Here is a 15,137-nt window from a genome sequence, read left to right as displayed (position 1 = left end):
GGCCTACCGCGTCCCAGGTCAGACGCAGCCGGCGGCCGGAGTCTCGGCCGATGCCGCTGCGTGCGCCATCCAGGCCACCTCCACCGCCGCGCCCTCGGTGCCGGTGACCGCCACGCGGACCAGCGAATCCGCCGTTACCGGCAGCGCGCGTTCGACCACGCGGAAGCCGGACCACCCGGCCACTCAGCCAGCGGGTGCACCCGGCCGTCCCGGGTCACCGCCGACAGACGGTCAGTCGCATCCGGGCCGACGCCAGCGGTGGTGGCGGGCACAGGCACGTCGTGCCCGGTGTCGCCGCCTACGCAACCGGGCCCAGGACCGAACCAGTAGGCATGGGTGTGGCGACCTCTCACCCGAGCCACTGATGGGTGGGTGACCGGGCACGGTCGAACGGGTCGATGGGCGGTCGTAGCCGGGCGGACCGGACCGGTTCGCGCCGACCGGCTGCCGGGACCCGGACCCGCGCGGCAGGAGCCCGGCGGCCGGCGGGGGTGGTTCCGTCAGCGGGTCGCGCCGGTCGCCGTCGTCGCGAACCCGCTCGTGGAGCAACTCGCGTACGTCGCCTCGGGAGAACCCACCCAACGCGCTGGCGGCCGGGCCGAGGTCGTCACATGCGTCCTGGCATCTGGAGCAACCCGCCAGATGTCGTTCGAAGGCGTACACCGCGTCAGGTTTGAGGGCACCCAGGAGGTACGGTGCGCTGTCCGCGCAGCGATCGTGGGTGTCGTCGCTGTCGTCACTCATCGGCGCGACAGATCTACTAGATGGCATGACCTGTCCAACGATCGTGTCCGCTCAGTAGTGGGCCTGGCAACATGCATCAACCGTAAGACGCATCGGACCTGGGTACAGTTCACTATCCGGCCGGACCGACTTCGCGGCCCGGGCGTCAGACGGCGTCGATCGGCCCGATGGCCGCACGCAATGCCCGTAACGCGTAGTGTGCCCGCGACTTGACCGTTCCCTCGGGGATGCCGAGCCGGGCGGCGGCCTCGTCGGTCGAGCTGCCAAGGAAATACAGCTCGATCAGCACGGCTCGATGGGCGGCGGTCAGCTTGGGCAGGGCACGCCGGACAGTCTGCACGGCGACCACACCGTCGGTGACGTCGACGCTCTCCGCGAGCAGCGCCATGTCGGTCATACCGACCTCGGTCGGCCGGGCCTTCCGGGCCCGGGCCGCGTCGATGGCGATCCTCCGGGCCACTGTGAACAACCAGCGCCGCAGCGCCTCGCCCTCGTCCGGCAGCCGGTCCACGTGACGCCACGCCTGCAGCATGGTGTCCTGTAACAGGTCCTCGGCCACATGCCGCTCGCCCCAGGTCAGCCGCAGCAGAAATCGGTAGAGCGGTTCGGCATGGTCGGCGTGCAGTGCCCGCATCCGCACGGCCGCCGAGTTGGCGACCGACCACGTGCCATCAGCACCGACCAGAGTAGACTCTTGCGCCCTACCGACGCACGAAACCACGATCACCAAACCGCCTTCCCAGCCAACAACCCTATGGTTCGCGGTCGATGTTTCCGTCCGCACCGCACCGTGCGCACCAACCGATGGCCGGGGGGAGCATACGGTCGCGGCGGGTCCAATCAAGCAATTTGAAAAGCAAACTTTTGGTGTACGACGTTGCCGTTAGGAAACATCAGGTGACAGCGGTCACCACTGGTGGAACGTCGTCCACCAGACCGTCCGCAGCTGATCGACGTTCGGCGCGCGCTCCGCTGACGGAGCCGGCAGATCCTGAACGTCGCCGATTTCCGGTTGCCACACCAGGTCGCGCGGAATGAATCCGACACGCTCGGGATCGAAGAAGATGTGCTCGGGAAACGGACGGCTCAGCGCATCGATGAGAGCATGTTTTCCGTCACCGAGCGCCCCATTAACCCAGATGACCATTGCCGCGATCCAGGCAGCATTTGCATTCCAATGTTGCTGAAGGTGAGGCCCTTTCTGTGCAGAGCCAGATCTTCACGTGCGGGTCGTTGGGTCAGAACCGACGCCGGGCCGCCATACGGCACGCCCTCTGGATGATTCGCTCATTCCAGAAATATGGTTCGGCAAAAAAGCGCCTGATTCCCTCGGTGTCGGGGACTGGGCGGCGCCCACCCCGCCGACCTGCCGCGAACACGGGGGCGAGGAGGCCCATCGACTCCGCCATGACCCCCTCGAAGGTCAACTCGTTGACCTTCGAGGCGGAGCCCCGGATGGGCTCGCAGGATCCGCAGCCGTCTCTGCTCGCGCGGAGAGGCGTTCATCGCGGCGACGAAACTCGTATCGCGGATCAGGACCGTTTGACCCCCGTCCGCAGCATGCGGTCACAACCGCGAGAACAAATGGATCATCCTGCGCGTAGGTGGACAGGGCACCGATATCGAGCACCCAGCCGCGGAGAGCGTCGAGGCCTGACGTCGCCGACACGCCGACGCCTCCCCGTAGTGCTTTGTGAGGTTCGGTGAAGTTGTTGCGGCGTAACGGTTTCACGGGTTGATGGCAGCCGAGACAGGCGCTGGCCCAAGTCGCGAGGAGCCGTTGCAGCTCGCGGATGACCTTGTAAAGAGTCAGGCCGGCGCAGCCGCTTTTGGGCAGGCGTAGTTCGGAGACGAACAGGCGCGCGGGTGACGAGGGTCACGCCGCTGGACCCGCTGGGCGTGCACTCCCAGAGGGCTGTGCCGCGAGTGCGCATCGGACGACCGCGGCCAGTGCGCTCAAGCCGAGTTGCAGGGCCGGCCCCTCGGTGGTCCAACGCGTAACCGTTACCGCAGTGGCCGCCAGCAGATGCTCATCGGGGTTGGGGTGGGCGCCTGGCGCCCACCCCAACCCCGATGCCGGCTCGCAGACCTTCTCATGGCCTGCGATGGGACTACTCGGCCCAGACCAAGCCAGTCTGGTTCGGGTACTGCGCCGGACCGTCTCCAGCACCCCAGCTCCAGTGGAGCGTGGTGCTCGTTGCGGTCAGCTTGACCGTGTCGCGGCGCTCGGCGGTGTTCGTCCGGAAGACCAGCGACGCCGTCGAGGTCACGGTCGGCCGCACCGGTGTGAAGCGCACCGACACGACGCAGGTGCCGCCCGGGGCGATCGTGCGGCCCGAGCACTGGTCACGGTCGACCCGGAACACGTCCCGGTCACGGTCGACCCGCACAGCGTCTCGCGCTTCCAGGCTGGTGCTCTCAACGTCGGTCGAGGAGATCCGCAACGCCTGGTCGCCGGTGTTGGTGACGGTGACCTTCTGCACCTGACCGATCGTGCCCACCGGCTGTGTGGTGAACACCGGGGCCTCGGCGGAGAACGCCGGGCCAGCCGGTGCCGGCGGTCCGACCTGGATGGTTTTCGAGGTGCTGATCGGCGCGAGCGAGGCGGCGTCGGTGTACTGCCGCATCGAGTCGTTCGTCACCGAGACCGTGACCGAACCACGGCGCAGTGCCGTCAGCGTCCGCGTCTGCGGGTCGAGGATCGCGACCTTACCGTCGTGGCGGGCATCGGCGATGGCCTCGGTACCGCTGCCGATCGCGAGGCTCGACGATCCGCTCCAGTGCACGGACATCGGGTATCGCAGCGGCACGACGCGAGAGCCGGTGGACACCCCCTGAGGCTGGATGATGCTGCCGCCGAGCTGCGCCGTCTGGTTCAGGTCGAGCGTCTCCGGCGCGTCCAGCGTGATCGACTGCGCGAAGGCCCGCACGTCCGCCTGCAACCACTGCTGGCTCGCGTCGCGGCGGCTGTCCACCGACCAGTTCACCCAGCCGTTGAAGCCGCCCCGGTCCGGCGTGCCGTACGGGTCCTTGCCCGACGAGGGCAGCACGACGTACGGGACACCTTCGACGCGGTGGACGTTGGCGATCTGGGCGTGCGAGCCGAACATGGTCACGCCCTTGCCGCTCTCGTCGCGGAAGTCCGTGAGCAGCTTCTCGATGAGCGCCACCTCGTCGCGATCGCCGAGCTGGCTGGACTTCGTCTCGGCCGGATCGTCCACCGGGTGGTGGGCGGACACGACAACGTTGTGTACCGACGGGTCACGCTTGGCGTCGTTGAGCGCCTGCTGCATCATCGGCAGCTGCTCCCAGGCGGTGCCGCGCAGCGTGCCCAGCGAGCTGGCCAGCAGAATGAACCGGGTGCCCTTGTGGTCGAACGTCCGGTACGGCTGCCCGAACTCGGCCTTGAAGTTGGACAGGTCCGACTGGGTGTTGTTGAGGCCGTAGGACTCGTGGTTGCCCGGTACGTAGTAGCAGGGCACCTTGCCGGTGTTCGGGTTCGGCGTGCTGTTCTCGGCCGGCTCCTGGCCGACCGGGATCAGGTCGCATCCCGCGTCGGTCAGGACCTGCCGGGCCAACGCGAGATCCTGCGGCAGGCCGCGGTCGGTGATGTCGCCGTTGAGGAGCACCAGGTCCGGCTTGGTCTGACGAATCCGCTGCAGGGCGGCCGTCGCGACCTGGGCCAGGTCCGGGTTGTCCGCGGTGAACTGCACGTCCGACAGCGAGGCGAAGGTCCAGGTGCCCGCGCCGTGCAGCGACGAGCCGTCGGTCGACACGAGCCGGTCGGGCTGCAGGTCCGCCTGCGCCGGCAGGTCGATCGAGGTCGGAATGTCGGCCTCGATGCGGTTGAGGATGAACGTGCCCGCGCGCTGCTGGGGCACGCTGGTGTTGATCCCCTGGAAGCCGGAGATCGCGATGGGGAACACGGTGTTGGCCGGCAGGGTGAACGTGGCGTACTGCCAGTCGTCGCTGGCCACCAGCGCGGTTCCGTAGACGCCCGTGCCCTTGCCGCTGGCGTCGGTGTAGCCGAGGTACGTCAGCCCGCTCGGCACCGCGATGCTCGACTTGATCCGCACCCGTACGCGCAGCGGCTGACCCGGCACCGTTACCCGGTTGGCGGTGGAGGTCGAGGCGATGCCGACGTTGCGCATCGCGGCGAAGTCGATCCGCAGGCCGTCAGGGTCCTTCGCGAACGTGGTCGCCGCGGTGCTGTTGTTGCGCCACCGGGCGAGCACGTCGTCGTTGAAGTCGTACACCGACACGTTCTGCGCGCCGATCGTGATCGGCAGCTGCACCGACTTGCCCCCGACGGAGATGGTCAGGATCGTGCCGGCGGCCTTCAGCGGGATGATCTGCAGTTTGCCGGCGGCGGGCTGGACGTCGACGACGCTGTGGTCGTAGTCCAGCTTGAGGTCGGTCGGGTCGATCGGGGCGGTGTAGCCCTGGTCGTCGCGGCCGGTGACGCTCACCGTGGCCGTGCCGTCGGGCGTCGCGTCGGCGATGGACAGGCGGCCGGCAGACAGCTGCACGCTGTCGAGCTTGCCGAGCACGTCGACCTTGGTCGTGGCACGCTCGCGGCCGACGGTGGCGGTGACCTTGACCGTGCCGTGGTCTCGCGACGAGGCCTGCAGCAGGCCGGACTTCACCGACGCGCCATCGGCGTCCCAGCGAATCGACTGTGGTTTCACCGCGACGGGCGTCTCGTGGTTGTCGACGCCTTGGGCGAGCAGTGCGCGGTGCAGCCCTGGGAAGACCTTGACGCCTGCGTCGCTGGACGCGCCGCCCGGGGCCGGGTTGATCAGGAGCTGGTGGAGCTTGCCGTCGCCCGGGGTGACGAACACGCCGACGCCGTTCGGGTCGTTGCGCTCGTGGCCGTCGGACGGCGTGTTGCGCACGGTCGCGTCGGTCCCACCCAGCGCGCGGGCAACCATCGTGGTGGAGCCACCGCCGTCGAGGTTGACCGCCGTCTCCACACCCAGGGCCGCGAGGTCGCGTGCTTCCTTGTCGATGCCGACGCCGCCCTTGCCGGTGCCGCCCGGGCCGTCCCAGGTGGCGAGTACGAGGGTGCGGCCGCCGTCCTTGAAGCCGAGGGCGGTGCGCGGCGCGATCGAGGTGTCCAGGCCGCCGACGACCTTGCCGCCGGACACGATCGTTCCGCCCTCGCCGAGCGCGAACTTCATCGTCTTGGCGACGTCGTTGGACAGCGAGTACTTCAGCGTGACCGGGTCGCCCGGCTGCAGCGCGCGTAGCGCGGTCGCCGCGGCGTCGCGGCCGACGAGCACGAAGCTGTCGTCCGGGATCGCGCCCGAGCCGGCCGGCCCGGTCGGAGCGACGGAGACGACCTTGTCACCCGAGACGAGGACCTCGGCGATCTGGCTGGCGTCGACGCCGGTGAAACCGCGGTTACGGCTGTAGGTTCCCCACGCCGCGGTGTAGGCGACCATGCCGTTGGCGGGTACTCCGCCGCCGTTCGCAGCGTTGATCGACAACACCTTGTGGTCCGCGCCGGCGAAGTTCGCGTTCGAGTCGACCGCGAGGTCGACAAGCTGGGCGATGCCGTCCTTGCTGACCCCGACGTGCTGCCGCCCGCCGATGTCCGCCGTCTTGACCAGTTGGCCGTTCTGAATCTCACCGCCGAGCGCGGCGTTGCTGTTGCCGATGTCGAAGAACTCGCCGTTGACGCCGGCCACGGCGCCGGCCTTGTTGGCCGAGACGCTGAGCGGACCGCCGGACGCGACCGGGCCGGAGGTCAGCAGGTCGGTGCTGACCGCGCTGTTCGACAGGTCCACCGTCAGATACTGCGCGTCGTACCAACCGCTCTGGTCCAACGCCTTCACGTGCTGAAGACCGATTCCCGGACCGATCTTCTCATTCGTGTTGATCAGTTGAAGTCCGCCGGTGACGGGTGCGTCCGGCTGGCCCGGATCGGCGCTTGCCATGGCCGGAAACGCCACCAGCGTGACGGCCGCGGCGAGCACTCCGACCAGCGGCGTTACCCGCCTTACGTTCAAGGTTCTTGATCTCACGTGGATCCTCAACTCAAAAGACAGCGGGCGACGAGGCCGCGCTACGCCCCCGCTCGGTCCGGGGATCGAGCCCACGCTAATGATCTTGACCGAATCAGAGATGAATCGGCCCCGACCAGCCAATGAACCTCTAAGGACGGCATATCCGGACTCCGTCCAGGGGAAACCGGCCGCCGTGACCGTTCACGGTGCGGCCATCGCGCCCAGACGAGCCGTCATCGTCAGCGGCCCCGGTCGGTCGCAGATGCTCGACGAGTGGCTGGGCGACCTGCGCTCGGTGCACGGGCTGCACCGCTCGACGATCCGAACGCCGTCGCCGCCAGGCTCACCCGTCGCCATCGTTGCCGCGCACCGCCGCGGTCAGTGGCTTCTCAGGCGACGGCGGTGGCCATCCGGCATACCGCCTCGGTGATCAACTCCGGTGCGGTGGCCAGATTCAGCCGGACGTGGCCGCCGCCGCCGGTGCCGAAGGCCGTACCGGAGTTGAGCGCCACCCGGCCACGGTCGAGGAACACGGTGGCCGGGTCGTCGTTGAGGCCCAGGGCGCGGCAGTCGAGCCAGGCGAGATAGGTGGCCTGACCGGGGTGGTAACGGATGGCCGGCAGGTGCTCGGCGAGCAGCGCGGCGAGGAGCCGACGGTTGTCATCCAGGCCGGTCAACACGGCGTCGAGCCACTCGCCGCCGTCGCGGAAGGCGGCGGTGTGGGCGATCACGCCGAGGTGGCTGGTGCTGACGCTGGCCTCGAACGGAACGCGGGCGAGGTCTCCGGCCGCGGCCGGGCCGGCGATGAGGAGTGCACCGCGCAGGCCGGCCAGGTTCCACCCCTTGGAGGCAGACATCAGCGACAGGCCGTTCTCCGCGCCGGGCACCGAGAGGTACGGCACGAAGCGCGCTCCCCCAACCACCAGCGGAGCGTGGATCTCGTCGGCGACCACCCGCACCCCGTGCCGCTCGGCCAGGCTGGCGACGGTGGTCAACTCGTCCGCGGTGTGCATGACGCCGGTCGGGTTGTGCGGGCTGCACAGCAGGTACGCCGCGCGCCGCCCACCGGCCCGAGCCTGCCGGAACGCGTCCTCCAGTGCGCCGAGGTCAATCCGCAGGTCCTCGCCGAGCGGCGCCTCCACGATCCGGCGACCGGCGTGCGCCACGAACTCGTAGAACGGCGGGTAGACCGGGCAGTTGACGACCACCGCGTCCCCCGGCTCGGTGATCACCCGCAGCGCCTCGACGACGCCGTGCATCACGTCGGGCACCAGCGCGGTGCGCTCCACGGCCAGCCCATCCCAACCCCACCGACGCCGGGCGAACTCCGCCAGCGCCTGCGGGTACGCCGTACCGGCGGTGTAGCCGGTGTCGCCGCGCGCGACGGCGTCGGTGATCGCCCGCGCGACCGGCTCGGCCAGCGGCACGTCCATCTCCGCCACCCAGAGCGGCAGCACGTCGTCCGGGTACTCCCGCCACTTGAGGCTCGTCCGTTGACGGAGTTGGTCGATCGTGAGCTGGCGAAGAGGATTCACCGCGTTTCGGGCACCGCTCAGCACACCACTCATGGCCGAAGCCTATTAGCGCATCGACCACCAGTGGAACGGCCACTCCCGCGCCGCGACACCCTCCCGCCACCACCGTCGTGGTCGTGGGCATCAGCTGCCGCAGCAGCCGCCGGCCTGGCTGCCGGCGGGAGCGGCGTCGAGGGTGACCAGGTTCAGGGGTGCGGACAGCAGTCCCCCGGAGATGCCGGTGGCGAGTCCACGCGCTGCTGGCTCGGTCGTGGGCGCCGGCCCGCAGCAGCTGTCGCCGGTGGCGGAATCCGCGGGGTTGCTGTTGCAGACGCCAGTTTCGGGCAGGTCGAGCTGGACGTCGCGGGCTGCGGCCCAGTCGCCGGCGAGGGCGGCGACGACGGAGCGGACCTGCTCGTAGCCGGTGGCCATGAGGAACGTCGGCGCCCGACCGTAGGACTTCATACCGACGGCGTAGTAGCCGGTTTCCGGGTGGGCGAGTTCGTTCACGCCGTGCGGGGGCACGGTGCCGCAGGAGTGCTCGTTGGGGTCGATCAGCGGCGCGAGGGCGCGGGTGGCACCCATCACCGGGTCGAGGTCCAGACGCAGCTCGGCGGCGATCGAGTGGTCGGGGCGGAAGCCGGTGGCGGCGACGATCCGGTCCACGGTGACCGACTCCTCGCTGCCGTCGGCGTGCCGCACCACCACATTCACCCGGCCGTCTGTCGGGGTGAGGGCGTGCACGGAGAAGCCGGTGAGCAGCCGGATCCGGCCGGCGTCGACGTGCGCGCGCAGCCGTGAGCCCAGGGCACCGCGGGCGGGCAGCGCGTCGGCCTCCCCACCGCCGTACGTACGCGCCGGTGAGGCGGTCCGGATCGCCCAGGTCACCTCGGTGCCCGGCGTCGATTCGGCCAGCTCGGCCAGGGCCAGCAGCGTGTTCGCGGCGGAGTGGCCGGCCCCAACGACGAGCGTGTGCCGACCGGCGAAGCGGTCCCGGGCCGCGCCGAGAACATCGGGCAACGCGTGCTCCAGGAACGAAGCGGCAGTGGACTCGCCTCGGGCGGGGAGGCCGGACGCGCCGAGGACGTTCGGGGTGCCCCACGTGCCGGACGCGTCGATCACCGCACGGGCGAGGAGCTCCTCGCCGTCAGCGAGGCGGAGCAGGAACGGCGCGGACTCACGGCCGGCGGTGCGCAGCCGGTCGAGACCCAGGCGGCTGATCGCCTCGACCCGGGCGCCGTAGCGCAGGTGCGGCTTGAGCTGCGGCAGCTCCGCGAGGGGCTGGAGGTAGTCGCCGACCAGCTCCGCTCCGGTGGGCAGGGCCTCCAGGGCAGGGGCGACCCATCCCGCCTCGTCCAGGATCCGGCGGGCGGCCGGGTCGATGTTGTACCGCCACGGCGAGAAGACCCGCACGTGCCCCCACTGCCGCACGGCGGCACCCGGGGTGTCGCCGGCTTCGAGGACGGTGAAGGCGATGCCCCGCTCGTGCAGGTGCGCGGCGGCGGCCAGGCCTACCGGGCCGGCGCCGATGACCACGACGGGCAGCTCGTTCAGGGTGCTCATCACAAACTCCTCTGTGTTGATAACTGTCGAATCAAAGAGGTAGACGGGCCCCGCTTTGTAGGGGGCCAGGGTTGGTCAGGTGACGACGGGACTGCGCCGCTCGAGCAGCACGACGTCACGCCAGCGGCCGTGGTGACGACCGACCCGCTCGCGCACGCCGATGACCCGGAACCCGGCCCGCTCGTGCAGGAGCAGGCTCGCGGTGTTCTCGGGGAACACTCCGGATTGGATGGTCCAGATGCCGGCCGATTCGGTGGAGGTGATCAGCGTATTCAGCAACAGCCGGGCGACGCCGCGGCCCTGCGCGGCGCGGTCGACGTAGACCGAGTGCTCGACCACGCCGGCATAGACCGCACGGCCCGAGGTGGGTGCGACCGCGATCCAACCGACCACCGTGTCATTCCCGTCGACCGCCACGAAGCGGTGCGCGGGCAGCTTTGCCGCGTCGAACGCCGACCAGGTGGGTGCGGTCGTCTCGAAGCTGGCGTTGCCGGCGTCGAGTCCGGACTGGTAGATGGCCAGGACCCGCTCGGCGTCGTCGTCCCGCAGGGGACGCACCGTGATGTCGGCCATCAGCAGGCTCCGTTCGGATGGGGGGCGGGTCGACCCATGACGACGTCTGCGGCGGAGGGGAAGCAGTCGACGCAGGCGTCGTTGATCCGGTAGTGCCGGGCGGTGCCGACCCGCTCGACGAGGACGAACCGCACCTCGGTGAGGATCTTCAGGTGCTGCGAGACGGTGGACTGCGCCAGGCCGATGGCAGCGACGATTTCTCCCACGCTCATCGGCTGGGTGTGCCGGGCGAGGTATTCGACGATCTGCACTCGGGTCGGGTCGGCCAGGGCCCGGAACCAGGATGCGTACGTCTGCGCGGTGGTCCGGTCGAGCAGCTCGGCCACCACACCACCCCCTTCATCGTTTATCGCCGATCGGCGATGGAAGTGTATACCGGGGGCTGATCAGGGTGTAGGAGCTTGTGCGGATGCGGTCGTAGCGACGCTGGGCCCGCTGGGCAGCAGTGGTGACCTTGGCGCAGGAGTCACAAAACCGCACTCCCGCTCGATCCACCGCTGAGTGTCGGCCTCTGGAGAACATGACAGGCCCCTTCCCACGACGCCTGTCTTGACGTCCGTCTAAGCAGAGAGTTGCACGTTGATTAGAAGGATGTCAACCTAGAGACATGTCGAAGCAAGCGGCACCTCTCGCCCTCGTGGACCTGACCGCCGACACGCCATGCTGCCCTCCCCTGGCCCAGCGTCGGGTGCCGGCCGAGACCGCCGCAGCGCTTGCTCCGGCACTCAAGGCCCTGGGCGATCCGGTGCGGCTGCAACTGATGTCGATGATCGCCTCCGCCGAGGCCGGGGAGGTGTGCGTCTGCGACCTCACTCCCGCCTTCGACCTCACCGGGCCGACCATCTCCCATCACCTCAAGACGCTGCGCGAGGCCGGCCTCGTCGACGCCGAGCGACGCGGGACCTGGGTCTACTACCGCGCCCGCCCGGCCATCCTGCGCCAACTCGCCGCGCTGCTCACGGTCGAACCGACCCCCGCCGCGTAGGCCGCGGCCGGCGCGGCAGCCCCCGCAGCAGGGCGTGGGCGAGGGCGGTGACGACGTGGGTCGCGTCGCGGCCAACGCCGCGCAGACTGTTCGACGAGAACGACCGCTGAAACTCCAAACCGAGGTAGACCAGTCCCCGGTGGGCGGTGGAGACACCTGCAACGTGGCGGGGCATGCCGTTGTCCAGCGCTCCGAGCGGGGCGAGGTAGTCGAGGTTCGGGCGGTAGCCGGTCGCGAAGAGCACCGCGTCGACCGCCTCGTCCGTGCCGTCCGCCCAGATGACAAGCCAGAGCCCGCAGCGGTCGCGCCCGGCGTCGGACCGACCGGGCTGGCGCCGGACACGCAGGAGTTCCTCAAAGCGCTGGGCAGCCCGACGCGACAGCGGATCATGATGCTGTTCTCGCAAGGCGCCGAGCTGTCCGTCGGGGAAGTCGCCGAGCGCACCGGCATCAGCCAGGCGACGGCGTCGCAGCAGCTGACCCTGCTGCGCCGGGGGCGGATCGTGACCTCACGGCGCGCGGGGAAGACGGTGTACTACCGCGCCGACCGCGACGGGGCCGTCGCGGCGCTGGCCGAGCTGCAGTCGTACCTCATGACCTGCTGCTGACAGCCACTTCAGGCCCAGGAGAAGCAGCCTCTCGGCCCAACCTCCGCCAGCCGCGCGCACCCGTAGCGCTCCACACCGACCGCTGACTCGTCGCCACTTGACAACATCGCGATTGCTCAGTGATAGTTGAGTCAATGGCTACTGAGTTTGCTTCCCTGCAAGCGCGCGCCCGGATCCACGCCGCGCTCGGCGATCCTGCGCGCCTGGCGGTCGTCGACGCGCTCACCCTGGGCGACGCCTCTCCCGGCGAGATCGCCCACGACCTCGGGATGCCGACGAACCTGGTCGCCCACCACGTCAAGGTCCTCAGCGAAGCCGGCCTGGTCGTCCGCGGCCGGTCCGAGGGAGACCGCCGTCGCACGTACCTGCGCCTGCGACCCGAGGCCCTGGCCACGCTGACGCCAGCGCCACTGACCGGCGTGGGTCGGGTGGTCTTCGTCTGCACCCACAACTCGGCCCGCTCGCAGCTCGCCGCCGCCCTCTGGTCCGACCGCACCCACACCTCGGCGGCGTCCGCCGGAACGAAGCCCGCAGAGCGGGTTCATCCGCGCGCTGTCGCCGTGGCTCACCGCCATGGGCTGCAGTTGGACGTGACCGGCACGGCGCACGTCGCGGACATTGTGCGCGATGACGACCTGCTGATCGCCGTCTGCGACAACGCCCACGAGGAACTCAGCGGCCCGGTCCGGCCCCGGCTGCACTGGTCGGTGCCCGATCCCGTCCGCGTCGACACCGACGCCGCGTTCGAGGCCGCGTTCGCCGACCTCGCCGCCCGCATCGACCGCGTCGCCCCCGTCATCACCCCCGCCATGAGTTCGGGAGACCGCCATGACTGACACCAGCGCGTACCTGCGCGACGACCTCTCCATCGACCAGCAACTCGCTCTGCGCACCGCCGCCGCCCGCCTCGCCGCCGAGTTCGACGGCACCTACAGCACCGAAACTGTGGAGCGGTTTCTGCACGCCAGCTACGACCAGTTCGCCACCGTCGGGAGTGTCCCCAACTACCTGCCCCTGCTGGCCGAGCGCTTCGCCCGCCAACGCCTGCAGGCTCTTGCCCGCGTCGAGGGGCACCACCACGACGGCCTCCCGGTGGCGCTGTTCCTGTGCACCCACAACGCCGGTCGCTCTCAGATGGCGCTCGGCTTCTTCACCCATCTCGCTGGCGCCAACGCCGTCGCCTGGTCCGGTGGTAGCGAACCAGGGATCGAGGTCAACCCGGCGGCGGTCGCCGCGATGGCCGAGCGCGGCATCGACATCTCCGACGAGTTTCCCAAGCCCTGGACCGACGAGGTCGTCCGCGCCGCCGACGTGGTGGTCACCATGGGCTGTGGCGACGCCTGCCCCGTCTTCCCCGGCACCCGGTACGAAAACTGGGATCTCGACGACCCGGCCGGCCTCGACCTGGCCGACGTCCGGTCGATCCGCGACGAGATAGAACGCCGCGTCCGCCGCCTGCTCGACGACCTGAACGTCCCCGGCCCGACACCCGGCGCCGGGACGTCACCGCAACGGGAGAGAACAGACTGATGACCATCGCACTCCGGCGGCGCCTGCTGGCCGAGTTCACCGGCACCGCTCTGCTGGTCACCGCCGTGGTCGGCTCCGGCATCATGGCCACCACCCTCTCCCCCGACGATGTCGGGCTCCAGTTGCTGGAGAACTCGGTCGCCACCGCGTTCGCCCTGGGCGCCCTGATCCTGATCTTCGGGCCGGTCTCCGGGGCGCACTTCAACCCGGTCGTCTCCACCGCGGACTGGTTCCTCGGCCGCCGCGCCGGCACCGGCCTCACCAGCCGTGACCTCGCCGGTTACATCGCCGCTCAGATCCTCGGGGCGATCGGCGGGTCGATCCTCGCCAACCTCATGTTCGACCTGACCGCCGTCGACTTCGCAGGGAAGGACCGCGCGGCCGGACACCTGTGGCTCGGTGAGGTCGTCGCGACCACCGGACTGATCCTGCTGATCTTCGCCCTCGCCCGCTCCGGTCGCGCGTCGGTCGCCCCGGCCGCCGTCGGCGCCTACATCGGCGCGGCGTACTGGTTCACCTCGTCCACGTCGTTCGCGAACCCGGCCGTGACGATCGGGCGGGCGTTCACCGACACCTTCGCTGGCATCGCCCCCGCCTCCGTTCCCGGCTTCGTCATGGCCCAGCTCGTCGGCCTCGCCGTCGGCATCTGCCTCCTGATCGCTCTCTATCCCGACGCCGGGAAGGCCGCCGACCAGGTTGTCGTCCCGATCGGTGAGCGCGATCCGGCGCTCGACCCTCGCGCGTGAACACCGTGCCGCAGAACGACAGAGCACACCGGGGCCTGGTCAATCCACCCAATCCCGCCGGCCGCTACCAGCTACTCGACCGCAACAGCGACCCCGCCGGCACCTATCCGGGTTTCCTGACCAGGCGCCGCTCAACCGGCCCCACGACCCCGTACTGCAAGGAAGGCTCCTGATGTCCGACAAGCCCAGCGTCCTGTTCGTCTGCGTGCACAACGCCGGCCGCTCCCAGATGGCCGCCGGCTGGCTGCGCCACCTCGCCGGCGACACCGTCGAGGTCCGCTCCGCCGGCTCCGCCCCCGCAGAAACCGTCAACCCGGCTGCCGTCGAGGCCATGCGCGAGGTGGGAATCGACATCACCGATCAGACGCCGAAGCTCCTCGAGTACGCCACCGCGGAGTCATCGGACGTCATCGTGACCATGGGCTGCGGTGACGCCTGCCCGGTCTTCCCCGGGAAGCGCTACGAGGACTGGAAGCTCGACGACCCCGCCGGCAAGGGCGTCGATTCCGTCCGTCCCATCCGCGACGACATCCGCAAGCGGGTGGAGAAGCTCCTCGCCGAACTCATCCCCGCTGCCTGAACCATCGAATCGCTGCCCGCCGTCCACGATGTGTCCAGCGCCGGTCGGCTGCGGCGGTGGACCTGATCCACCGCAAGATGCTGGCCGTCACCCCTGCGGCGGACCGGGAGGCGGTGCGCGAACGGCTGATCGCCGACCACGAGGCGGAGTCCGGCGGGGTGCGCGGCGCTCTGGCGCTGGGCGTGATCGACGCCGTGATCGAGCCCGCGCGGACCCGCCGGCAACTGGCCGAGGCGCTGCTGGCCGCCCGGCCGGTGCGCGGGAGGCATGGCGACATCCCGCTCTGA

At 69.9% G+C, this 15,137-nt stretch carries 14 protein-coding genes and 1 pseudogene; 7 read left to right on the top strand and 8 right to left on the bottom strand.

Going from position 1 to position 15,137, the window contains the following annotated elements:
* Positions 1 to 18: 18 nt before the first annotated feature.
* The 8 genes from ACQEUX_RS03595 to ACQEUX_RS03560 form a co-directional block, all read right to left on the bottom strand.
* Complete coding sequence (locus ACQEUX_RS03595) at positions 19 to 183, bottom strand: hypothetical protein (RefSeq protein ID WP_433041015.1); 165 nt, start codon at positions 181 to 183, stop codon at positions 19 to 21.
* A 706-nt stretch (positions 184 to 889) separates the two neighbouring features.
* Positions 890 to 1,471: a sigma-70 family RNA polymerase sigma factor gene (locus ACQEUX_RS03590; protein WP_433041012.1), complete on the bottom strand. Its 582-nt coding sequence runs from the start codon at positions 1,469 to 1,471 to the stop codon at positions 890 to 892.
* 180 nt (positions 1,472 to 1,651) lie between these two features.
* Complete coding sequence (locus tag ACQEUX_RS03585; protein WP_433041009.1) at positions 1,652 to 1,891, bottom strand: hypothetical protein; 240 nt, start codon at positions 1,889 to 1,891, stop codon at positions 1,652 to 1,654.
* A gap of 964 nt (positions 1,892 to 2,855) precedes the next feature.
* Positions 2,856 to 6,845, bottom strand: coding sequence for a phosphodiester glycosidase family protein (locus tag ACQEUX_RS03580; protein WP_433041006.1), 3,990 nt, complete (start codon positions 6,843 to 6,845; stop codon positions 2,856 to 2,858).
* Between the two features lie 296 nt (positions 6,846 to 7,141).
* Positions 7,142 to 8,320 (bottom strand): MalY/PatB family protein, encoded by a 1,179-nt coding sequence (locus ACQEUX_RS03575; protein WP_433041003.1) that lies wholly within the window; start codon positions 8,318 to 8,320, stop codon positions 7,142 to 7,144.
* A 90-nt stretch (positions 8,321 to 8,410) separates the two neighbouring features.
* Positions 8,411 to 9,829 carry an FAD-dependent oxidoreductase gene (locus tag ACQEUX_RS03570; protein WP_433041000.1) on the bottom strand — a complete coding sequence of 473 codons (1,419 nt, stop codon included), beginning with the start codon at positions 9,827 to 9,829 and terminating at the stop codon, positions 8,411 to 8,413.
* A gap of 75 nt (positions 9,830 to 9,904) precedes the next feature.
* Positions 9,905 to 10,402 (bottom strand): N-acetyltransferase family protein, encoded by a 498-nt coding sequence (locus tag ACQEUX_RS03565; protein ID WP_433040997.1) that lies wholly within the window; start codon positions 10,400 to 10,402, stop codon positions 9,905 to 9,907.
* Positions 10,402 to 10,731: an ArsR/SmtB family transcription factor gene (locus ACQEUX_RS03560; protein ID WP_433040994.1), complete on the bottom strand. Its 330-nt coding sequence runs from the start codon at positions 10,729 to 10,731 to the stop codon at positions 10,402 to 10,404. The genes ACQEUX_RS03565 and ACQEUX_RS03560 overlap by 1 nt, the downstream gene beginning before the upstream one ends.
* 278 nt (positions 10,732 to 11,009) lie before the next feature.
* Here ACQEUX_RS03560 and ACQEUX_RS03555 point away from each other — a divergent pair, with 278 nt between their 5' ends.
* The 7 genes and pseudogenes from ACQEUX_RS03555 to ACQEUX_RS03525 all read left to right on the top strand — a co-directional run bounded on the left by ACQEUX_RS03555 (position 11,010) and on the right by ACQEUX_RS03525 (position 15,137).
* Positions 11,010 to 11,387 carry an ArsR/SmtB family transcription factor gene (locus ACQEUX_RS03555; protein WP_433040991.1) on the top strand — a complete coding sequence of 126 codons (378 nt, stop codon included), beginning with the start codon at positions 11,010 to 11,012 and terminating at the stop codon, positions 11,385 to 11,387.
* Between the two features lie 55 nt (positions 11,388 to 11,442).
* Entirely contained in the window at positions 11,443 to 11,994 is a 552-nt protein-coding gene (locus tag ACQEUX_RS03550; protein ID WP_433040988.1) for an ArsR/SmtB family transcription factor, read from the top strand.
* A gap of 134 nt (positions 11,995 to 12,128) precedes the next feature.
* Positions 12,129 to 12,830: a helix-turn-helix domain-containing protein gene (locus ACQEUX_RS03545; protein WP_433040985.1), complete on the top strand. Its 702-nt coding sequence runs from the start codon at positions 12,129 to 12,131 to the stop codon at positions 12,828 to 12,830.
* Positions 12,823 to 13,524 (top strand): arsenate reductase ArsC, encoded by a 702-nt coding sequence (locus ACQEUX_RS03540; RefSeq protein ID WP_433040982.1) that lies wholly within the window; start codon positions 12,823 to 12,825, stop codon positions 13,522 to 13,524. The genes ACQEUX_RS03545 and ACQEUX_RS03540 overlap by 8 nt, the downstream gene beginning before the upstream one ends.
* A pseudogene (locus tag ACQEUX_RS03535) lies at positions 13,524 to 14,352 on the top strand (aquaporin); the annotation flags it as partial. The gene ACQEUX_RS03540 and the pseudogene ACQEUX_RS03535, both read left to right, overlap by 1 nt.
* Positions 14,353 to 14,442: 90 nt before the next feature.
* The gene (locus ACQEUX_RS03530; protein ID WP_433049578.1) at positions 14,443 to 14,850 is read left to right on the top strand and encodes an arsenate reductase ArsC; all 408 of its coding nucleotides are present in this window, start codon (positions 14,443 to 14,445) and stop codon (positions 14,848 to 14,850) included.
* A 56-nt stretch (positions 14,851 to 14,906) separates the two neighbouring features.
* Entirely contained in the window at positions 14,907 to 15,137 is a 231-nt protein-coding gene (locus ACQEUX_RS03525; protein ID WP_433040979.1) for a hypothetical protein, read from the top strand.

The sequence above is a fragment of the Micromonospora sp. CA-259024 genome (genome assembly GCF_050936255.1).
GTDB lineage: Bacteria > Actinomycetota > Actinomycetes > Mycobacteriales > Micromonosporaceae > Micromonospora.
Note: the sequence above shows the minus strand (reverse complement) of the source record. Positions and strands in the feature narration are given on the sequence as shown.

Excerpts from the sequence above, each read along its gene's own strand:
- ACQEUX_RS03585 (WP_433041009.1), bottom strand. The coding sequence starts at position 1,891 with ATGGTCATCTGGGTTAATGGGGCGCTCGGTGACGGAAAACATGCTCTC.
- ACQEUX_RS03575 (WP_433041003.1), bottom strand. The coding sequence starts at position 8,320 with ATGAGTGGTGTGCTGAGCGGTGCCCGAAACGCGGTGAATCCTCTTCGC.
- ACQEUX_RS03570 (WP_433041000.1), bottom strand. The coding sequence starts at position 9,829 with ATGAGCACCCTGAACGAGCTGCCCGTCGTGGTCATCGGCGCCGGCCCG.
- ACQEUX_RS03565 (WP_433040997.1), bottom strand. The coding sequence starts at position 10,402 with ATGGCCGACATCACGGTGCGTCCCCTGCGGGACGACGACGCCGAGCGG.
- ACQEUX_RS03555 (WP_433040991.1), top strand. The coding sequence starts at position 11,010 with ATGTCGAAGCAAGCGGCACCTCTCGCCCTCGTGGACCTGACCGCCGAC.
- ACQEUX_RS03545 (WP_433040985.1), top strand. The coding sequence starts at position 12,129 with ATGGCTACTGAGTTTGCTTCCCTGCAAGCGCGCGCCCGGATCCACGCC.
- ACQEUX_RS03540 (WP_433040982.1), top strand. The coding sequence starts at position 12,823 with ATGACTGACACCAGCGCGTACCTGCGCGACGACCTCTCCATCGACCAG.
- ACQEUX_RS03530 (WP_433049578.1), top strand. The coding sequence starts at position 14,443 with ATGTCCGACAAGCCCAGCGTCCTGTTCGTCTGCGTGCACAACGCCGGC.